Annotated in this window: 14 protein-coding genes; 8 read left to right on the plus strand and 6 right to left on the minus strand. The window is 45.9% G+C overall.

The window, feature by feature from the left end; translation table 11 throughout:
- Positions 1-618: 618 nt before the first annotated feature.
- Together RF007C_RS05165 and RF007C_RS05170 are read right to left on the minus strand one after the other, a co-directional pair.
- Positions 619-2,103, minus strand: coding sequence for a recombinase family protein (locus RF007C_RS05165; RefSeq protein WP_037297824.1), 1,485 nt, complete (start codon positions 2,101-2,103; stop codon positions 619-621).
- A 59-nt stretch (positions 2,104-2,162) separates the two neighbouring features.
- On the minus strand, positions 2,163-2,357 hold the full coding sequence (locus RF007C_RS05170) for a hypothetical protein (RefSeq protein WP_037297826.1): 195 nt from the start codon (positions 2,355-2,357) through the stop codon (positions 2,163-2,165).
- 190 nt (positions 2,358-2,547) lie between these two features.
- Here RF007C_RS05170 and RF007C_RS16340 point away from each other — a divergent pair, with 190 nt between their 5' ends.
- Positions 2,548-4,077 (plus strand): sensor domain-containing diguanylate cyclase, encoded by a 1,530-nt coding sequence (locus tag RF007C_RS16340; RefSeq protein ID WP_051456524.1) that lies wholly within the window; start codon positions 2,548-2,550, stop codon positions 4,075-4,077.
- A 43-nt stretch (positions 4,078-4,120) separates the two neighbouring features.
- Entirely contained in the window at positions 4,121-5,317 is a 1,197-nt protein-coding gene (locus tag RF007C_RS05180) for an EAL domain-containing protein (RefSeq protein WP_019678129.1), read from the plus strand.
- A 186-nt stretch (positions 5,318-5,503) separates the two neighbouring features.
- Here the strand turns inward: RF007C_RS05180 and RF007C_RS05185 are convergent, their stop codons facing one another.
- A complete protein-coding gene (locus RF007C_RS05185; protein WP_037297829.1) occupies positions 5,504-6,991 on the minus strand; it encodes a nucleotide sugar dehydrogenase in 1,488 nt (495 codons plus the stop codon).
- Between the two features lie 337 nt (positions 6,992-7,328).
- On the opposite strand from RF007C_RS05185, the gene RF007C_RS05190 reads away from it, so the two are divergent.
- The 6 genes from RF007C_RS05190 (at position 7,329) to RF007C_RS05215 (ending at position 15,679) form a co-directional block, all read left to right on the plus strand.
- Positions 7,329-8,066 carry a polyphenol oxidase family protein gene (locus RF007C_RS05190; RefSeq protein WP_037297831.1) on the plus strand — a complete coding sequence of 246 codons (738 nt, stop codon included), beginning with the start codon at positions 7,329-7,331 and terminating at the stop codon, positions 8,064-8,066.
- A 98-nt stretch (positions 8,067-8,164) separates the two neighbouring features.
- Positions 8,165-8,941 (plus strand): MBL fold metallo-hydrolase, encoded by a 777-nt coding sequence (locus RF007C_RS05195; RefSeq protein ID WP_037297834.1) that lies wholly within the window; start codon positions 8,165-8,167, stop codon positions 8,939-8,941.
- A gap of 81 nt (positions 8,942-9,022) precedes the next feature.
- On the plus strand, positions 9,023-9,472 hold the full coding sequence (locus RF007C_RS05200; RefSeq protein ID WP_019678132.1) for a LytTR family DNA-binding domain-containing protein: 450 nt from the start codon (positions 9,023-9,025) through the stop codon (positions 9,470-9,472).
- Positions 9,472-9,918, plus strand: coding sequence for a DUF3021 family protein (locus RF007C_RS05205; protein WP_019678133.1), 447 nt, complete (start codon positions 9,472-9,474; stop codon positions 9,916-9,918). Before RF007C_RS05200 ends, RF007C_RS05205 begins: the two co-directional genes overlap by 1 nt.
- Before the next feature lie 493 nt (positions 9,919-10,411).
- Complete coding sequence (locus RF007C_RS05210) at positions 10,412-12,766, plus strand: dockerin type I domain-containing protein (protein ID WP_037297837.1); 2,355 nt, start codon at positions 10,412-10,414, stop codon at positions 12,764-12,766.
- Positions 12,767-12,805: 39 nt separating this feature from the next.
- The gene (locus RF007C_RS05215; protein WP_037297839.1) at positions 12,806-15,679 is read left to right on the plus strand and encodes a transglutaminase-like domain-containing protein; all 2,874 of its coding nucleotides are present in this window, start codon (positions 12,806-12,808) and stop codon (positions 15,677-15,679) included.
- Between the two features lie 127 nt (positions 15,680-15,806).
- On the opposite strand, the gene RF007C_RS05220 is transcribed toward RF007C_RS05215, so the two are convergent.
- From RF007C_RS05220 to RF007C_RS05230, 3 genes are read right to left on the minus strand one after another with little or no spacing between them, the layout of a single operon-like run.
- Entirely contained in the window at positions 15,807-16,679 is an 873-nt protein-coding gene (locus RF007C_RS05220; protein ID WP_037297842.1) for a sensor histidine kinase, read from the minus strand.
- Between the two features lie 18 nt (positions 16,680-16,697).
- A complete protein-coding gene (locus RF007C_RS05225; protein ID WP_037297844.1) occupies positions 16,698-17,408 on the minus strand; it encodes an ABC transporter permease in 711 nt (236 codons plus the stop codon).
- Complete coding sequence (locus RF007C_RS05230) at positions 17,401-18,315, minus strand: ABC transporter ATP-binding protein (RefSeq protein ID WP_037297847.1); 915 nt, start codon at positions 18,313-18,315, stop codon at positions 17,401-17,403. Before RF007C_RS05230 ends, RF007C_RS05225 begins: the two co-directional genes overlap by 8 nt.
- Between the last annotated feature and the right edge of the window lie 8 nt (positions 18,316-18,323).

Consider the following 18,323-nt stretch of genomic DNA (forward strand, 5'->3'; position numbering starts at 1 on the left):
CCATCTGTTAACCGTTCTGTCAATTTGATTTAGCAATTTTTAACAATTATGTCAATAATTCGTTAGTTTGGACAACTCCCACTGTTTATCACTGTGCACAACGCAAATGAACGAGAGGTTGTTCCACAAACTTCCACTAAAAATATAAAAATGATTGCTAAATCAGAAATCAAATCATTATTTCTTTTTACGTCACGGACGCACACAAAAGCATACAAATCAGGCAAATATCACAATATTTCTCCTGATGTTTTGGTAATATCAACAAAGCAAGCCGCAAAGCTCATATTTTCAGAGCCTGACGTCAGTTTTTTCCCGTGATCAAGCATAGTTATCAGAAAAAGCGTCTCGAATATATACTCATAAAAAAATTATATATATTCAAAAATTGCAAATTTTTGTTCTGTATCCTAAAGCAAATAAAATACTATATGTATAATACGACTGATCACTATTGCTTCCCGTTCAAGCTCAGCGGCTGCCCGCAGGCAGCCGCTTTTTCATTATTTTTTTCCGCAGTTCTTATCAAAAGAAGGATTGCAGGCATAAAAGTTCCTTGAGTTCAGCTTATCCTGTGCTATGCGCAGAGCTTCACCCCGCCGTTCATCATGGAACAGCTCATATGCGCCACTGTATCGTAAGCTTTCTGTCTGCCGCACAGATAACTTTTATGAGTATATCCGCCGTCTGACGCTTATCTTCAAAGCTGAGCGCACTCCACATATCAATTTTCTCTTCCCCGTCCGCGTATTTTTTTTGCTCCGCCGCTTTTATGCGCTCATTCAACTCGTTCCTGCGCCTGTCAAGAGCATTTATCCGCTCATTTATGTACCTGAACAGTGCATTATCAGCCTTCCCAACTCTTTCAAGAAGTACTTTTATCTCGTCATCTGTCTTCGCAAGCTCTGTCCCCAGCCCGCTCCGCTCTATGTCCGTGACATCACTTTCAGCCCGCGGCAGAATACGGAGTTTCACCAGCTTCCTGTTTATTTCAGCGCTGACTATCTCCTCGATCTCATCGGCATAAAGCGTACCTGCTCCGCAGCACGTTCCCGAATTCATCCTTTCAGAGCATATCAGGTACCGTGAGTTCCGCGTACTGAAGCGCTTTACAGTCAGCGCATGGCCGCAGTTACCGCATTTTACCTTACCGCACAGCCATGAATTCTTCGCCTTCTGAGAAGGTATCACCTGATTTCTGCTCATACATTTTTCACGGCACCTAAGCCATATTTCAGAATCAATAATCCCTTTATGCGGAGCGGCCACTATCTGTATCCCGCAAAGTCCTGACGATTTTTTCTTCTTTTCGGATCTGTTCTTATAGCTGTAGCAGCCGTTCTCACCTGTGAAGGCAGAAGGAGGATCAGCTATATCAGCGCCGTTACGGACAAAAAAATCATATACGTCAAGATCGGCTTTCACATATATCGGATTCACAAGTATATCCCTTATCCTCGGCCGTGCCCAGTCAGAGCCCCGTTTTCTGATGCCGAGGTCATTGAGCTTTTTTATAACATCTCCGTAGGAGGTATCAGGCTGAGAATACATCTCATATATGAGTTTTACAGTTTCAGCTTCTTCATCCGCAGCCTCGTACATCGAGGTATGTATGCCGTCTATCACCGCCGGCACCTTTCGGAAGCCGTAGGGCAGCGGGCCGCCCATATACAGGCTTTTCCTGCACCGCGAATAATAGGCGTCCGCCACGCGCTTCTGTATGGTCTCACGTTCAAGCTGGGCAAAGACGATACAGATATTCAGCATGGCATTGCCCATGGGAGACGAGGTGTCGAATTTTTCCGTGGCAGATATGAATTTTACGCCATATCTGCCGAAAAACTCCATCATATTTGAAAAATCAAGTATGGAACGGCTTATGCGGTCCAGCCTGTAAACTATCACCGTATCTATCTGTCCCCCGCTTATATCGTTCATCATCTGCGTAAGCCCCGGACGGTTGGTGTCCTTTCCGCTGTAACCCCTGTCGGAATACTGCGTGAAGGCTTCACCTCTTGTTTCATACCGGCATATCTCTATCTGCTGCTCCACGGAGATACTGTCAGCCCGGTCAACGGACTGCCTTGCGTATATCGCTGTCATATCATCAGCTCCTTATATGCCGCTGCGGTACGGATTATCCCACGCCGCAGACAGCTATTTCATTGATTTTTGCATCTGTCAGTGACTTCGCGGTATTTTGAGAATATCTTGCAAAGCTCCTTTTCAGCCCTTTTCATTGCTTTTTCATCGGTTTTATCGGGGATAAGTGCTTCAATGCGCATTATCCCCTTTTCCGTCAAAACATCCCTGACCTCTGAGCGCCAGCCGCTGCTTTTTATATCTGCAATAAACATCGCCTCCGCTACATTCTATTGAGATACAGCCTGTCTAATTGCCTGAAAGCAGACATTTTTCACATCGGAATTGATAAATTCACACAAATTTAATTGAAAAGCTTGAAATAATATGCTATAATTAACACAATACATGAAAACTATCATTTATAAAAGCATATTTACTCTTTTTTCAGAAAGGGTGTGACTGATGAGAGTAACCTTCTCTATTTTATATCTCATTCTGATTTTTGCTTTATTAGTCTGCACCGTACTGGCACGCCGTTCTGACAAAGCCACAAAAAACGCTGTCGCTTTTCTCGAATCGGCTCTGATACCTCCCGTACTCGGTAATCTGCTCATAGTCGGGACCAGCATCAGGATCACAGCCCTCATCGGCTGCTACTTCTATTATCTCGGCATGGATCTGGTGATGTATTCACTGGTAAACTTCACAAATGTATACTGCCACGGCAGTGACAGCAAAAAATACACACCTAAGTTCATATATGCCATACTTGCGGCAGATGCGGTACAGATGCTTCTGAACCCCGTTTTCGGCCATGCTTTTGATATTGCGGAAGTAGATGTCGAAGACGCTCCCTACTATAAGCTGATGCCTTTCCTCGGACAGACTATACACCGTATAGTTGATTATGCTGTCTTTTTCAGCGTCGTGCTGATATTCGTCTGGGCTACTGTCAAGGCTCCGAGGATCAACCGTGAACGGTACGCAGTCATACTCGCCACAATGGTGGCCGTAGGGCTCCTGCAAACGTACAATATTTTCTTCCAGTACGCCATCGACCGTTCAATGCTGGGCTACGGCGTATTCGGAGTGGTCATCTTCTTTTTCGCCATACGTTACCGTCCTCTCAGACTGCTGGACCGCATACTGTCCAATATCGTCTCGGGCCTCTCGGACGCATTCTATGTATTCGATCCCAACGGAAACTGCATATGGGCAAATGCCCAGGGATGCAGGCTCGCCGGGATCAATGACGACAATTATGACGCCGTCTCCGCAAAACTGATAAAGATATTCGGAGATACCGGACAGCAGTATGAACATATGACCAAACGCATGGTGGGCAGCAGCGAAAATGCGCGGTTCTATGTGCTGGAGGAAAACTATGTAAAAAACAATAAAGGTCAGCTGGACGGCTCTTTTCTACGTATACAGGACGTTACAGAGGAGGAGCAGAAGCTTAAGGCACGCGATGAACAGATAGGCCAGATAAGTCAGGAGGCTTACAGAGACTCTCTTACGGGTGTGGGCAGCAAGGCGGCTTATACACGTAGAATAAACGAGCTTAACAGCGAGATCGCCGAAGGTCCCGCAGAATTCGCCGTTGTCATGGTCGATATGAACAATCTGAAAAGCATCAACGACGACTACGGTCACAAAGCAGGAGACCTGTATATCAAAGGCTGCTGTCATCTTATATGCGAAGCCTTCAAACATTCCCCTGTTTTCCGTATCGGCGGCGATGAATTCGTTGTCATCCTCCACGGACAGGACTATAAAAACAGAGCCCAGATAACAAACAGCCTTCGTGCTGCATATAAAAGGACTTTTGAACAGAAAGACAAGGATCCGTGGCTGAGGTACTCCGCTGCGGTGGGAATAGCGGAATACGCTTCCGATGACAATACATACGAGCTGGTTTTCAAACGCGCCGACAAGGCAATGTACGACGAAAAGAAACAATTCAAGCAAGAACACGGAAGCATCCGCTGAAGAGGAAAAGCTTGCAGATATAAAAACGAAAGGGCGGGATCATATGAATTACACAGCAGAAGAGATCAGAAACGCACTCTACAATAATGAGCTATGCGTTTATTATCAGCCTCTTTATGTTACAATGACAAGTCAGCTGAAAAGTGCGGAAGCGCTTATCCGCTGGAAAAAACCTGACGGCACTTTAATACTGCCCGCAGATTTTATACCTGTCGCCGAAGAATCCGATCTCATCATGGAGATAGACTGGTACGTAACAGAGGCAGTATGCAGGACACTGGAAAAACAGAACATGATGCCGCAGTATCCTATTTCGGTAAACTTCTCGCGCAAGCATATCCGTGAAGAAAACTTTGCCCGGAAGCTCACCGAGCTTGTGGACAAATACGAGCTTCCTCATCCGCTCATAGAGATAGAGATCACGGAATCGGCAATGGTGGTTGAAGAAAACAGGCTTTTCGACTGGATAACTTCCATAAGGAACGCAGGCTTCACGGTAGCTATCGATGATTTCGGCAGCGGTCTGTCTTCATTGCAGTTCGTCAAGGACGTTCCCGCTGATGTTCTGAAAATAGACAAGTCCCTTCTCAGCCACAACTGTGAGGATGAAAAGGAACGTATTGTTCTTGAGAGCATATTCACATTTGCTCACAGACTGCATATGAAAACCGTCGCCGAGGGCGTTGAGACCAAGGAGCAGCTGGCTTTCCTGCGCTCCTTGGACTGCAATAAGATACAGGGCTTCATCTTTGCACATCCCATGCCCGAAGATGAATACCTTGCACTTTGTCTGGCACATAAGGCTGCCGAAGAGCCGAAAGACATTCTTCAGATACAAAGCCCCGCAAGTGCTACGAATCTGCTGATAGAGGTAGTATTCCGCCGTTATCCGCTGGTCATCTTCGCAAATCTCACCAGAAATACCTATTATGTAATGGCATTTCAGAACTTCACCTCTACACCCTGTCCTTCAGCCGGTATCTTCGATGAACTGGTCGTACACGGCACAAATAGTATGCACCCTGATGACAGGGACAAATTCTCCATAACCTTCAACAGGCTCAATCTTTTAAGAGCGTTCAAGGCAGGTGTCAAGGAGATACGCCTTATCACCCGACAGCTCGGAGACGACGGGAAATACAGGCTAACGGAGACCTTTGAATATTTTGTCAAGAGCAACCACTCCGATGACGTTATTGCAATAACACTCTGTCAGCCACTTCCCGAAGATGAACAATAAGACTGCGGGATCGCAGCTGAATCAAAGCAAAACAGGCAGATACTCCAATGGAGTATCTGCCTGTTTCTTTTTGTTAATCATAAAAGCTGTGTACACTTAATAATAATCAGTTTCCATCACATCTGCCGTCTCTCTGCAAAGAAAACTGCCATGTTTATCGGTATTTTCAGATTGACGGAATCATCCTCAGTCTCTTCTGAACAAATCCCTTGTATATACCTTGTCAGCAACATCATCGAGTATGGGATCATAGCGGTTAGCAACGATGCAGCCGCTCTTTTTCTTGAACTTCTTCAGGTCATTGACCACCAGTGAGCCAAAGAAGGTGCTGCCGTTCTCAAGAGTCGGTTCATATATGATAACAGTTGCACCCTTAGCCTTGATCCGCTTCATAACGCCCTGTATTGAGGACTGACGGAAATTATCGCTGTTTGACTTCATAGTGAGCCGGTATACTCCGATCACGACCTCCTTCTCCTTGTCCTGATCGTATGTGCCCTCGGAATAGCTGTAAGCTCCTGCGATGCTAAGTATCCTGTCAGCCACAAAGTCCTTGCGGGTACGGTTCGACTCAACTATGGCTGTCATCATATTCTGAGGGACATCATGATAATTTGCCAGCAGCTGCTTTGTATCCTTGGGCAGGCAGTAGCCGCCGTAACCAAAGGAGGGATTATTGTAGTAATCGCCTACTCTCGGATCAAGGCACACTCCGCGTATGATATTTGCTGTATTAAGCTCCTTGACCTCTGCGTAGGTGTCAAGCTCATTGAAATAGGATACACGCAGAGCAAGATAGGTGTTGACGAAAAGCTTTGTGGCCTCTGCCTCGGTAGTTGCCATGAAAAGCACGGGTATATCGGTCTTTACGGCGCCCTGCTTCAGAAGAGCCGCAAAGGTCTCGGCTGCGCCCTTGTTTTCCTCGTCAGAGCCGACTATTATACGTGAGGGATAAAGGTTATCATAAAGTGCCTTTGATTCACGGAGAAACTCTGGACTGAATATGATATTGTCCATTCCCATCTTTTCACGGACCTGGACTGTATATCCCACGGGTATGGTGGACTTTATAACAACTATGGGCTTATTTTTCTTTTTCACCGTAACTTTTTTTATAAGCGCAAGTACAGACTCAACCGCAGAGCAGTCAAAGAAATTCGTTTTCGGATCGTAGTTTGTAGGTGCTGCCACGATAATGAAATCAGCGTCCCTGTAAGCTGACTCGCCGTCGGTTGTAGCTCTGAGTGAGAGCCTGCGCTCCTCATGCTCCGCGAGATACTTCTCTATATAATCGTCCTGAATGGGCGACTGCCATTTATTTATCTTTTCGACCTTCTCCGGGATTATATCCACTGCCGTTACATCATTATGCTGCGAGAGGAGAACTGCCAGCGAAAGACCCACGTAACCTGTACCGGCAACTGCTATCCTTTTTCTGTCCGTACTCTCCTTTTCAGCTTCATCATCAGCAAACAGCTCCCTGTAATCAAAGCCAAGAACCTCGGAAAGAGCCAGCAGCTGATCTACCGACGGGCTGTAATCCTTTGCTTCAAGTCTTGTGAACATAGTACGGCTTATTCCTGTCTTTTCAGCAAGTGCAGCCTGTGACATACCGATGGCCTTCCTTCTGCTGCTGACAGTTTCAGCCAGTTTTTCCAGTGACAAATGCTTCATATCCTACCCCCTGTAAAATAATTGTCATTATCAGTGACATGGTTCGTGTAATATCTGATAAAATCATTATAGCAAACTCTCTCATAAATGTCAATAGCTTATGTTACAGATAATTACATAAAAATATATCACTCCGTCGCCAGATCGCACAATATGTCATTGTCAATGACACAACAGTGCAGCAGCTCCCGCTCCCTGTCCTGAAACTCTTTTGCATCAATGCTTATACTTACTGATTTTTCGCATTGACGGATGCAGAATGACATGATATAATATAGGAAGCAAAACACAAAAAATACAGGCTGCAAAAGCAGTATCAACAGCTGAAAGGATAAAAATGAAAGAGCTCACCGTCATCAACGACAATTTTGCATATGCAGGCTTCACCTCCGGGACTCACGGGATATGGACAAGAAACGAAGCAAACGATCCTCCCACAGAGGATTATTCAGACCTGAGCAGCAGGCTCGGAGTGCCTTTATCGCGTATTGTACGCCCTTATCAGGCAAATGGCTGCAAAGTTGAAATTGTGGGCAGCGAACACGGCGGTGCAGGAGTTATCGCCGATAACGACCTCAAAAAGGTAGACGGCCTGATAACAGCCGAAAAGGGGCTCGTTCTAAGTATTATCGCAGCAGACTGCGTTCCCGTATACCTCACGGACACTGAAGCAGAGGTCATTGGTATGCTGCACTGCGGCCGGATATCGGCAGCGGGCTCCCTGATAAGCAGCGCCGTACAGCGCATGAAGGAGCTCGGAGCCTCACCTGACAGGATACGGCTGACGATAGGCCCTCATATATGCCCCAACTGCTATGAGGTCGGCAAGGAAGTCAGAGACGAATATGCAGAAGCCTTTACCGCAGACCTGCTGAGCAGGATCTTTACCCTCCGCGGTAACGGACTGTTTCTCGATCTTTCTCAGGCCATAAGAGCAAAGGCTGCCGCCGAGGGTATCTCCAGTGAAAATATTTCCAATACCCAGGTGTGCACCTGCCATGACAGCTCGTACCACTCGTACAGACGCGGCAGCAGCGGCAGACAGAACCTTGCATTTATCATGATGAAGCGTTAGGAAAAAGCCTCTTCTCATCTTTACGGCAGATACAGGTTGATTCACAGGCCTTATTGTGATATAATGAAATGAACATATACCGAAAGAGCTGATAGTTTATGCAAGAAAACAAAATCAAGATCACATGGTACGGGACTGCTTCTGTTCGTATTTCCACAAAGAACTCACAGTTCCTTATCGATCCCTTTTTTCCCCTTTCGGGAAGCAGCGTCAGCGTAGAAAAAGGCTCTTTTGATAATTGCGGGAATATACTTATAACTCACGGTCATTACGACCATATCGGCAGTATCAGCGATATTGTTAGAAAAGATACGACGGTTTACTGTACAAAAGCTCCTTACCACAGCCTTTGCAGGAAAGGTGTGAACAGCAGTAATCTCCGCCTTATCAAGACAGGCTCTGTTATTAAGATAGGTGATTTCCGCATCACAGCCTATAAGGGACGTCACATAAGAGGCGGATTACTGTGGATAATGGGAATTGTATTCGGCAGATGCCTGCGTGCAAACCGCCGTATTCTGGCGGATATGATAAAGAAATTTGCTTCATGCCGCGAAAAAGGAGAGACTCTCTGCTATCTGGCAGAAGCCTGCGGGAAAAGGATACTTATACTCGGCAGCCTGTCTCTCGCAAAAGGAGTTTCCTATCCGTCGGAAGTTGATCTGGCAGTTTTCCCCTATCAGGGCTCCCCAAAGCTGGAAGAGACAGCAAGGAATATTTACCGCAAGCTACGTCCCAAGGCCGTTATGCTGACGCATTTTGACAACACCTTCCCCCCGTTCAGCACCGACATCGACACATCAGAGATCGAAAGCTTCCTGAAAAAGCACACAAAGGTGTACAAACTTGAACACGGTGAGTCGTTCTATCTCTGACATTATACTTTTTTCGCATAACCCCACCCCCTCTCAATGATTTTTACTTAATAACTCACATTACCACATCGGAGGTCGAGCATGAGAATAATTATTGAATCACCACAGACTAACGACGAGGATGTCGTTATCATAAGAAGTGCTTCGCCGGATCAGCGTCTTATATCCATGCTGCTCTCTTTCCAGACAGTAAAGACCGATCTTACAGGCTATCTTGAAGACAGGATAGTACGTCTTGATTACCATGACGTATGCTATTTTGAATCAAACGAAAACAGAGTCTTCGCATATTGCAGTTCGGACGTATACGAAATAAAGTACAAGCTGTACGAGCTGGAGGATCTTTTCGGGCCGCTGGATTTTGTACGCTGTTCAAAGTCGCTGATAGTCAACATGGAAAAGATAGATTTTCTGTCCCCGCTGTTCAGCGGGAAGCTTGAAGCTCACCTGAAAAACGGTGAGAAGATAATAATATCACGTCAATACGTACATAATCTTAAGGTAAAACTCGGCATCCAGGAGGTAGACTGATGGTAAAGGAATTTTTTATCTCGTTATTACATTACTTTGTTGATATCACAACTGCTGTCCTTATTGCAGCAGCGGTATATCTCACATTCTCGGGACAGCAGATCGACAGCACCATACTCTGGCAGATCCTTCTGAGCGGCTTCATAACCGCACTGCCGACAGCTATATGCCTGTGCATTGATCCTCAGAGTCCCAAACATTCACTTATGCTCTGGGGCACACACTTCCTGCTGATATTTCTGATAACCGTCGTACTGCTGAAGATGTTCGGCTGGTGCAGGATAACTCCCCTATCTGTATTCCTCACATTCATCGCAGTTATCTTCATTTACTTCTTCACCTGCTTTGTTCATTATCTTGTTGACAGAAAGCACACTGCCGTTATGAATCAGCAGCTGAAAAAACGCTACGAAAAAAAGAATTCCGCTGCTCAAACAGAAAAATAAGTATTTACATAAGCTGCAGCCGTATTTGCGGCTGTATTTTTTCTGTCATTCCATACACGGAAAGCTCATTTCGCGTAAGCTGTATTTTTTAGGCGGTAAGCTGCGTTTTTTGACGGGTAAGTTGCATTGACAACAGAGCCTTCCGTGTGGTATCATTTATACATAGGCAAAACACCTGTTTATCTCATTAACAGCGGAGCTATTTAGGAAGATAACTTCCCGTTCCGTGAACAAGCCATATTTCATGGGGAAAGTTAAAAAAAAGAATAGAAAACATTGTGACCGTCAGACAGATACATTGAGTATCTGTCTGACGGTTTTTATGCACTAATATGATCTTTTATCAGTACGCCTGTATTTCCCCAAATGTTGCTGTCAACTGCATAAAAGCTGTCAAATAATGCGCTTTTGATTTATAACATTGACATTGAAGTCATTTTGCGATATAATTTATATTATATGTATATTCAAAAAATATATGGAGGTGTATGATTTGAAATTTTCAAAACGAACAAAGAAAAAAGTATCAGCCTGCCTGAGCATGATACTTGCTGTAAATACTTGTTCGGTAATAAGTTTCATCGCATCAGGTTCTGACAGCGCCGAGGCAAGCACCGCTTCCTCCCCCGCCGTATCGAAAGCAGCTACATATCTCGGAACAAAGGTGAACCCTGACAAGAGTATCGGCGATAACAGGATAATCAACGATACTTCCTATGCCCTTTCCGCTCTGAGAGCATCAGGCGCGAAGGGTTATGAGGACAGCTTCGGCTGGCTCTCCGACAAGGCTGACAGTCAGAATACCGATATTACCGCAAGACTGGCTTCTTCCTCCGGCAACTCGGAGTATCTCGGACAGATGGAAACAAAGCAGAACAAGGACGGCGGTTTCGGACTTTATCCCGATTATTCAAGCGATGTTCTTGATTCGCTGCTGGTTCTGAATGCTATAAACGAAACAGGATACAGCGGAACAGATATTTCCGGCGCGTCGGTATGCTCTTACCTTATAAATGCCAAGAATAAGGACGGAGGCTTCGCTTATGCCGAGTCAAACAAGAGCGATCCGCTGCTCACTGCCATCGCCGTATACGATATAGGAAGATTCTGCGAGAAAAACAGACTGGATATGTCTCAGTTCAGCACTTCCATAAGCTATATCTCGGATAATATCGAGGACAGCTATGAGGATGGTGATATTCAGAAGACCATATGCAAATATCTTGCACTGTCCACTTCTGGCCAGAATCCCCAGCTGGACGACGTTATAAAGAAGCTTGAAGCTGCACAGAAGTCTGACGGAAGCTTTGCCGGAGATATTACCACTACCTACTGGGCCATAAAGCTCCTTGAAGCCGGCGAAAAAAGCGGAATTGAGGATCCCGTCACAAGTACGTCAACTGCCACTACACAGACAGGTACTACTACCACTTCATCAGCAGTTACCACCTCTATGACCACTACAACATCAATACCTCCGACACCTGTATCAGAATTAAAACTTAACAGCAGCATCAAAGACGGTACTGTGGAACTCAGGTGGAACGACATCAGCGATAATAACAATACCTTCAGATACAAGCTTTACAGACGCGGAAACGGCGGAGAATGGGAGTCAAACAATGTAAACTCCACGATTGCCGCAGACGCTACCTTCAAGGACGCAAACGCTCCAAAGACACCACAGTTCCTTGACGCCGTAATCGACAGCGGAAAGATAATCCTTTCCGTACAGTCCAAGGACACCGCCACTGTATACGAATACTATGTAAGCGCCGAATCCGAGGAAAACGTCATCGTTGTCTCAAATACCACCAAGCATGAAGCTCTCAGCGGTATTGCGGGATTTGTTGCCAAGGTAACCGATAGTGACAAGAGCTCACCGGCGCTTATCGAATACGAAAGCGATAAAAAGACCATAAAGGATCTTATCAAGGCAGATAAGGACGGAAAGGCTGATATCACGGTTGTTCCCAACGATCCTTTCAGTCCTCAGTATATCCATATATTTGCAGCCGATAATGCCGGCAATATCAGCAGCGAGATCATCGCACCTATCCCCGAAAGCACCATTACAGCAAAGATCACTGCCGATAAAACGACATATTCCGCAGGAGATACCGTATCTCTCAGCGTCGTTTCGGAATCTGCTCCCTTTGACTCAAAGGCAGACGCAAAGGTTACCGTGATCGACGAAAAGGGCAATAAGGTCTCGGAGCACAATTTCGATAAGGACACGGTAATTACCGCAGACAAGGGACATAAAGATACCGTTGAGATCAAGCTGCCCGACAATGTCAGCGGCAAAATGAAGGCTGTCATAACATGGTCAAGGAACGGTGAGGAGGCTGCTTCTGCCGAAACAGAATTCACTGTATCCGCATCGGGAAAGACCACAACGACTTCATCAGCCACGACCACAAAAACTACATCGACCACTTCCACCACAAGCAAGACCACATCGACTGCAACAAAAACCACAAGCAAGACAACTACTTCCACCGCAAAGACAACTTCTTCCGCTCCTGTAACAACAACAACAACAACTACTACCACACAGCCTGTTCAGGAAAAAACTAAGCTGGGCGACGTCAACTTCGACAACAAGGTAGATTCCGTAGACGCAAGCCTTATCCTTGCCGAGTATGCAAAGATATCCACAAATCAGAATACTACCTTTAACGAAAAGCAGTTCACAGCAGGCGATGTTGACGAAACCAACGTCATAGACTCGGTAGACGCATCCAAGGTGCTTGCATATTACTCATATACGTCAACAGGCGGAAAACTGAGCGATATGCGCGATTGGCTGGAGCTTACGGCAGAGGCTCCGAAAAAAGAAGACTGACGCAGCTTACAGCATTAAAAAAGAACAGGAGGAAATGCAATGAAGAATAAGCATTTTTTGAAAGCGGCAGCTTTTGTTCTTGCAGCAGCATTTGTATGCACTTCAAGCAGCGTTACTGCATGGAACATCAAAAAGGACATTTCTGATAATAATAACAGTAATAATAAAGAAAACGTTCAGCCGATAGCTGCGGAGATCGTTCCCGAGGAGGAGCGCTGGTCCGTAAAGGAACAGCTGACATATGCCAGCAAGGGCAATGACGATACAAAGCTCACACTGATATGCAACAATCTTATCGACGAGCTGAACGAGACAAAGAAAAGCATAGACGCCGAATCCGCTGAAATAGCTCAGTGGGCCGACGGCGAGATTCTTGAGCGCCAGAAGCAGTATGAGAAAACCATAAACGAAAAGTATACACAGACCATACAGGCGCTGAACAATGTAAAGAACGGCATAGATACCGATGCAAATATCGATATCATCTCCGACAATCTTTCATCCGATAATGAGATCAGCTGCGCTTACGCTGCTCCCCGCACCGTTGCGGATACATCAGTTATCGAGACCATTGACGAGGCAGCCATCAGAGTTCAGGCTTCAAGCGCGCCTTCATACGATCCCACTGAGAAAGATCTTGACATGACAAACGATATTTTCGACGCGGACGCCTTCAGACAGATCGCAGACGAGTTAGGCGACTTCGACGAAATATACCGCTTCATCAAGAACAATATCAAGAACGAGATGTACACAGGCTCAAAGAAGGGACCGCTTCTCACCTTCTATCAGCTGGGCGGCAATGATATAGATCAGGCTTCACTGCTGGTATATCTTCTCAGATCAAAGAATATACCCGCCAGATTTGTAAGAGGCACTGTGCGTATAACAACTCAGCAGGCACTTGATCTTACAGGTGCTTCCGACGCAGAAACAGCTTCGCGTATCATTGCTGTATGCTACAAGAATTCCCAGAAGATAATGGGCAATGAAGGCATCAAGGGCTTCAGATTCGAGCATACATGGGCGGAAGCATATATCCCCTATACCGATTACCGCGGCGCAGGCAGCAAGTCCGGCGAAAGCGTCTGGATCCCTCTGGATCCCAGTTTCAAGAAGATCGTTATGAAGGAAGAAACTCTGGACGCAAAATACAATCAGGAACAGATTGACCAGTTCAGCGGTATGCAGGAAATGATAAAGGAAAGCCCCGATACGTACAAGGACGATATCGTTCTTCCCGATAAAATAAATCTCAGATATCCTGTTATCAGCAACAGAAATGAGATTTATCTCCCTTCGTCTCTCCCCTACACTGTTGATACTGTCTCCGAGCGCTATACAGCCATAAAATCAGCTGACAAGCAGACGATCTCCATAGGCTTTAACGACGAGACCATATTCAGCTCACCTGTTGCAGAGCTCTACGGACAATATATCTCAATTGCCTACGAACCCGCAAGCGAAAGCGACAAGGAAGTAATGGACCGCTACGAAAAGTTTACTTCTGTCCCTGCATATCTGGTAAGAGTCGTACCCGTTGTAACAGTGGGAACAAAGAGATATGCCGCAGAAGAGAGCTGTACTCTCGGTACTGTACAGCAGATGTCCACGAGGATAAAGGACGACACAGGAACGACTGTACTCTACGATCAGGTACTGGCAGGTTCGGTATATGCTATAAACCTTGATTTCAACGTGATTTCCACCATCGAAGGCGAACTCGCCGAATATCAGATGAAGGCAGCTGCCGAAAAGCGCGGAACAGAAAAGCTTTTCACTGCCGACGTTCTCGGCGAGGTAATCGGATACGCCGGAAGGTACTACTTCTCACTCTGCGATTTCCAGGATCAGTTATACGCAGGAACAAACAATATCCTTTATTCACGCCATTTAGGCGCTGCAATAACCGGCTATCAGTTCCAGATATCTACCGCCTTCGGAACTGTCCGCTCACTTGATCCGGGTAATTTCTACATAGACGCCTCATATAACAAATCCACTGCTATCAATCTTGACGGTGACACAAGTATCGAAAGAAAGTACAACTTTGAAACAGGTCTTATCGAATCAAGATTCGAAGGCGATATTTGGGCAGAGCTTACCGGCTCCGACCAGCCCCGCATCTCAACGGTACACGTCATGACAGCCGCAGCAGAAAAGGGCATCGAGCCTGTATACCTAACCGCTGCAAATGCAGACGCTGTACTTGATGAATGCAATATCGACAGCTATATAAAGACCGATATAAAGGGCTTTGCAAACAGCGGCAATCTCATAATCCTTGTACCTGAGATACTCTCCATGGGCGACTGGGTCGGAACTGCCTATATCGCTATGGATCCCGTAACAGGAGCAGCGCTTTATATGATCTCCGACGGAACAGCAGGCGGTGCTTCACAGGATTATGACCTTGAAGTTGAGCCCGACATTAATGACAAACTGTTCAACCTGAATATCAAGCTTTCATACATTAACAGAGCCCTTGCCCTTGCAGGTGTAGTCAAGGGCTGCGCAGGACTTATCAAAGCAGAAGAAGGCGACATCAAATCTGTAGTTGAAAACCTCATCGGAATGTTCGCATCCACCTGTGCATACGCTAACGCAGTACAGATGGAACTCAATATGTGCGATCTGGTGCTTGAATACGCCGAAGAGGGCATGACAGAACAGGAGCTCAGAAAAAGGCTCGGAAAAGAAGCTGCCAAGAACCTTGCAGCTACTGCTGCAAATATCCTTGCACTTGTGAACGTAAACACAAGCGGCAGCAACATCGGCGGCGAGATCGGTAATATCATGACCACTATGGTAGGTCTCGCAGGCAGCGATGACAACAGCGAGATGGATATGGGCAAGCTTGTTGACACCTTCCTCCACCTTGAGAACCTGGCCAAATTATTAATAGGTATATAATCCAAAAACAACCATAACGGTCATACAGAGACCGAAAAAGCCTTCAGCGGCAGTAACTGCTCCGCTGAAGGCTTTTCTTATGCTGACTCAAACAGCCCGAAAACTATATTTCGGGCTGTAATCAACACTATATCATTATTTTTAATGTAAGTCTGCCGCTGCTGTATCCGGCTGTGATGCTTCCGCCCATACGCTCCACAAGAGTTCTTGCGATGGAAAGCCCCAGTCCCGTAGAGTAATGTGCAGTTTCAACCGTATAGAAACGGTCAAAGAGCTGTTCGACTTCAACTGTGGACAACTCCTTAGCCGTATTTGAAAAGGATATGACTCCCGTATCCGACATAACGATCTCAAGATCACCGTCACTGTACTTAACAGCATTATTGAGCAGATTTGAAAAAACTCTTGACAGCTCAGCCTTGTTCATCCGACGTTCAATACGCTTGTCTGTCAGTTTTATGACAGGCTCTATACCCCTGCCGTTAAGCGCAGGATAAAAGCTGCTGATACTGTCGGCGAGCACCTGATTTACATAAACATTTTCCGTCTCCGTATTTTCGTCATCGGAAACAATAACTGAATAGCGGAACAACTCCTCTGTAAGCTGCTTCATCATATCGGCGCGTTCCTTCATTATCCCCAGATAACGCGCCTGATTTTCAGGATCGTCGGTTTTCCGTACCATATCCAGATAGCCGTATATAGCCGTAAGAGGAGTACGCAGATCATGTGAGATATTGGTTATGGCATTTTTCAGCTCTGTATTGCCCTGATCGTAACGCAGCTTCTCTTTCCGCACCTCCCCCAGCAGCCTGCTGATATTGTCCGCCAGCTCGCGCATATCCTTGTCACCCGAGGATATAAATAACTGGTTATTGGTATCGTTTTTCAGTCTATCAGCAAACTGCGCGGATATCTCACGCGCTGACTTTTTCAGCAGATATATCTTGACGCAGAGCAGTACTATTATAACTGCGGCGCATAACAGACAGTAAACCATTTTTTCCTCCTGTTGTAATTATTTAAGGTCAGCTTTCCGGAATGCAGCAATTCCACCTGCAGTGAACAGTGCAAAGAATATCAGTGAATAGCATATATGCATCGCAGGATCCTTGTCAGGCTGCATAAGTGACGCTATATGACTTACCGGAATAAAATCGCATACATATTTAAGCCACTTCACGTCTTCCAATGCCTCTGCCAGTACAGAAAGCATCAGCATCGGATACATGAGTATTATCGGCAGAACTCCGCCTGCCGAGCTCTTGACTGTCATGGCAAGGAAGGTGGTGAGCGCTGATAATGCGTTCACAGCAATGAGACATACTGCAATATTCCCCATGACCTCCGAGAATACCGCACCCTTTGCACCTATAAGTATAAAATTGGCTATGGCCGAGGTAATAAAGTAAAATATGACCGGTACGCAGAAAAAGATAGTTTCCGTTATCTGATTGGCGAGATAAATGCCGGTGCGCTTATGTCCTACTGTGAGCTTGTTGCGTATGGTATTCTGGGTATAGTCCCTGCTTATGAAAAGTCCTCCCACAGCAGAAAAGATCATCACCAGAATAAGAGGAAATTCAAACATATCATACCATGTCATATTGCCGTTCAGTTTGCTGACAAGAGCGCCCAGAACTGCAAGGACTACTGACAGCCCGGCACACAGCCGTGTATCCTTCCTGCGCACCATAAGCTTAAGGTTAACTCTGAGGAGTTTATTCATTGCTGTCACCTCCTACCAGTGAGATAAAGAAGCCTTCAAGGTTCTCATCGTGCTCAGTGCAGCTGAGTATCTCGCAGCCTTCTTTTGAAAGAGCTGCTGCGAGGCGGGTGATATTTGGTTTGGCATATATATCAATGACGTTTTCGTCCGATATCTTATAATCAAACTCCATATCGTCAAGAGCCTTTACCGCAGCTGTGCAGTCGGTCACGTTTATCCTTACGCACTTGCGGCAGGCAGTTTCCAGCTCCTCGGCACTCATCTCACGGACAATGGAGCCATTGTCGATAAATCCGTAATGTGTGGCAAGTTTTGCAAGCTCGTCAAGTATGTGAGAGGATATGAGTATCGTAATATTGCGCTCCTTGTTGAGCTTCAGTATTAGCTCTCTTATCTCTATGATTCCCTGAGGATCGAGACCGTTTATCGGCTCATCGAATATGAGCAGATCGGGATTTCCGCACAGGGCAACGGCAATTGCAAGGCGCTGACGCATACCCAGAGAAAAGTTCTTGGCCAGCTTTTTACCCGTATTTTTCAGTCCTACCAGTTCAAGCAGTCCGTCTATGCTGCTGTAATCGGGCATTCCCATTATATCGTACTGCATCTCAAGATTTTCCCTTGCAGTAAGATAAGGAAAGATCGACGGCGTTTCAACTATCGCACCCATTCTTCTCCTGGTTTCGGATATAGCCGAATCAGAGTCCTTTACACCGTACAGTTCAAAGCTGCCGGATGTGGAGAACTGTATGCCGCAGATAATACGTATAAGCGTGGTCTTTCCCGCGCCGTTCCTGCCGACGAAGCCGTAAATGGCGCCTTTGGGAACATTCATTGTCAGTCCTTTTAGTGCTTTGAAGTCTTTATATTGCTTGCAAAGATCTTTTGTTTTCAGAACATAGTCCATATTATGAC

The organism is Ruminococcus flavefaciens 007c (assembly GCF_000571935.1).
In the GTDB taxonomy this organism is placed as follows: Bacteria; Bacillota; Clostridia; order Oscillospirales; family Ruminococcaceae; genus Ruminococcus; species Ruminococcus flavefaciens_F.

Bases quoted from the DNA above. Each gene is read 5' to 3' on its own strand.
- RF007C_RS05165 (WP_037297824.1), bottom strand. From the start codon at position 2,103: ATGACAGCGATATACGCAAGGCAGTCCGTTGACCGGGCTGACAGTATC.
- RF007C_RS05170 (WP_037297826.1), bottom strand. From the start codon at position 2,357: ATGTTTATTGCAGATATAAAAAGCAGCGGCTGGCGCTCAGAGGTCAGG.
- RF007C_RS16340 (WP_051456524.1), top strand. From the start codon at position 2,548: ATGAGAGTAACCTTCTCTATTTTATATCTCATTCTGATTTTTGCTTTA.
- RF007C_RS05180 (WP_019678129.1), top strand. From the start codon at position 4,121: ATGAATTACACAGCAGAAGAGATCAGAAACGCACTCTACAATAATGAG.
- RF007C_RS05185 (WP_037297829.1), bottom strand. From the start codon at position 6,991: ATGAAGCATTTGTCACTGGAAAAACTGGCTGAAACTGTCAGCAGCAGA.
- RF007C_RS05190 (WP_037297831.1), top strand. From the start codon at position 7,329: ATGAAAGAGCTCACCGTCATCAACGACAATTTTGCATATGCAGGCTTC.
- RF007C_RS05195 (WP_037297834.1), top strand. From the start codon at position 8,165: ATGCAAGAAAACAAAATCAAGATCACATGGTACGGGACTGCTTCTGTT.
- RF007C_RS05200 (WP_019678132.1), top strand. From the start codon at position 9,023: ATGAGAATAATTATTGAATCACCACAGACTAACGACGAGGATGTCGTT.
- RF007C_RS05205 (WP_019678133.1), top strand. From the start codon at position 9,472: ATGGTAAAGGAATTTTTTATCTCGTTATTACATTACTTTGTTGATATC.
- RF007C_RS05215 (WP_037297839.1), top strand. From the start codon at position 12,806: ATGAAGAATAAGCATTTTTTGAAAGCGGCAGCTTTTGTTCTTGCAGCA.
- RF007C_RS05220 (WP_037297842.1), bottom strand. From the start codon at position 16,679: ATGGTTTACTGTCTGTTATGCGCCGCAGTTATAATAGTACTGCTCTGC.
- RF007C_RS05225 (WP_037297844.1), bottom strand. From the start codon at position 17,408: ATGAATAAACTCCTCAGAGTTAACCTTAAGCTTATGGTGCGCAGGAAG.
- RF007C_RS05230 (WP_037297847.1), bottom strand. From the start codon at position 18,315: ATGGACTATGTTCTGAAAACAAAAGATCTTTGCAAGCAATATAAAGAC.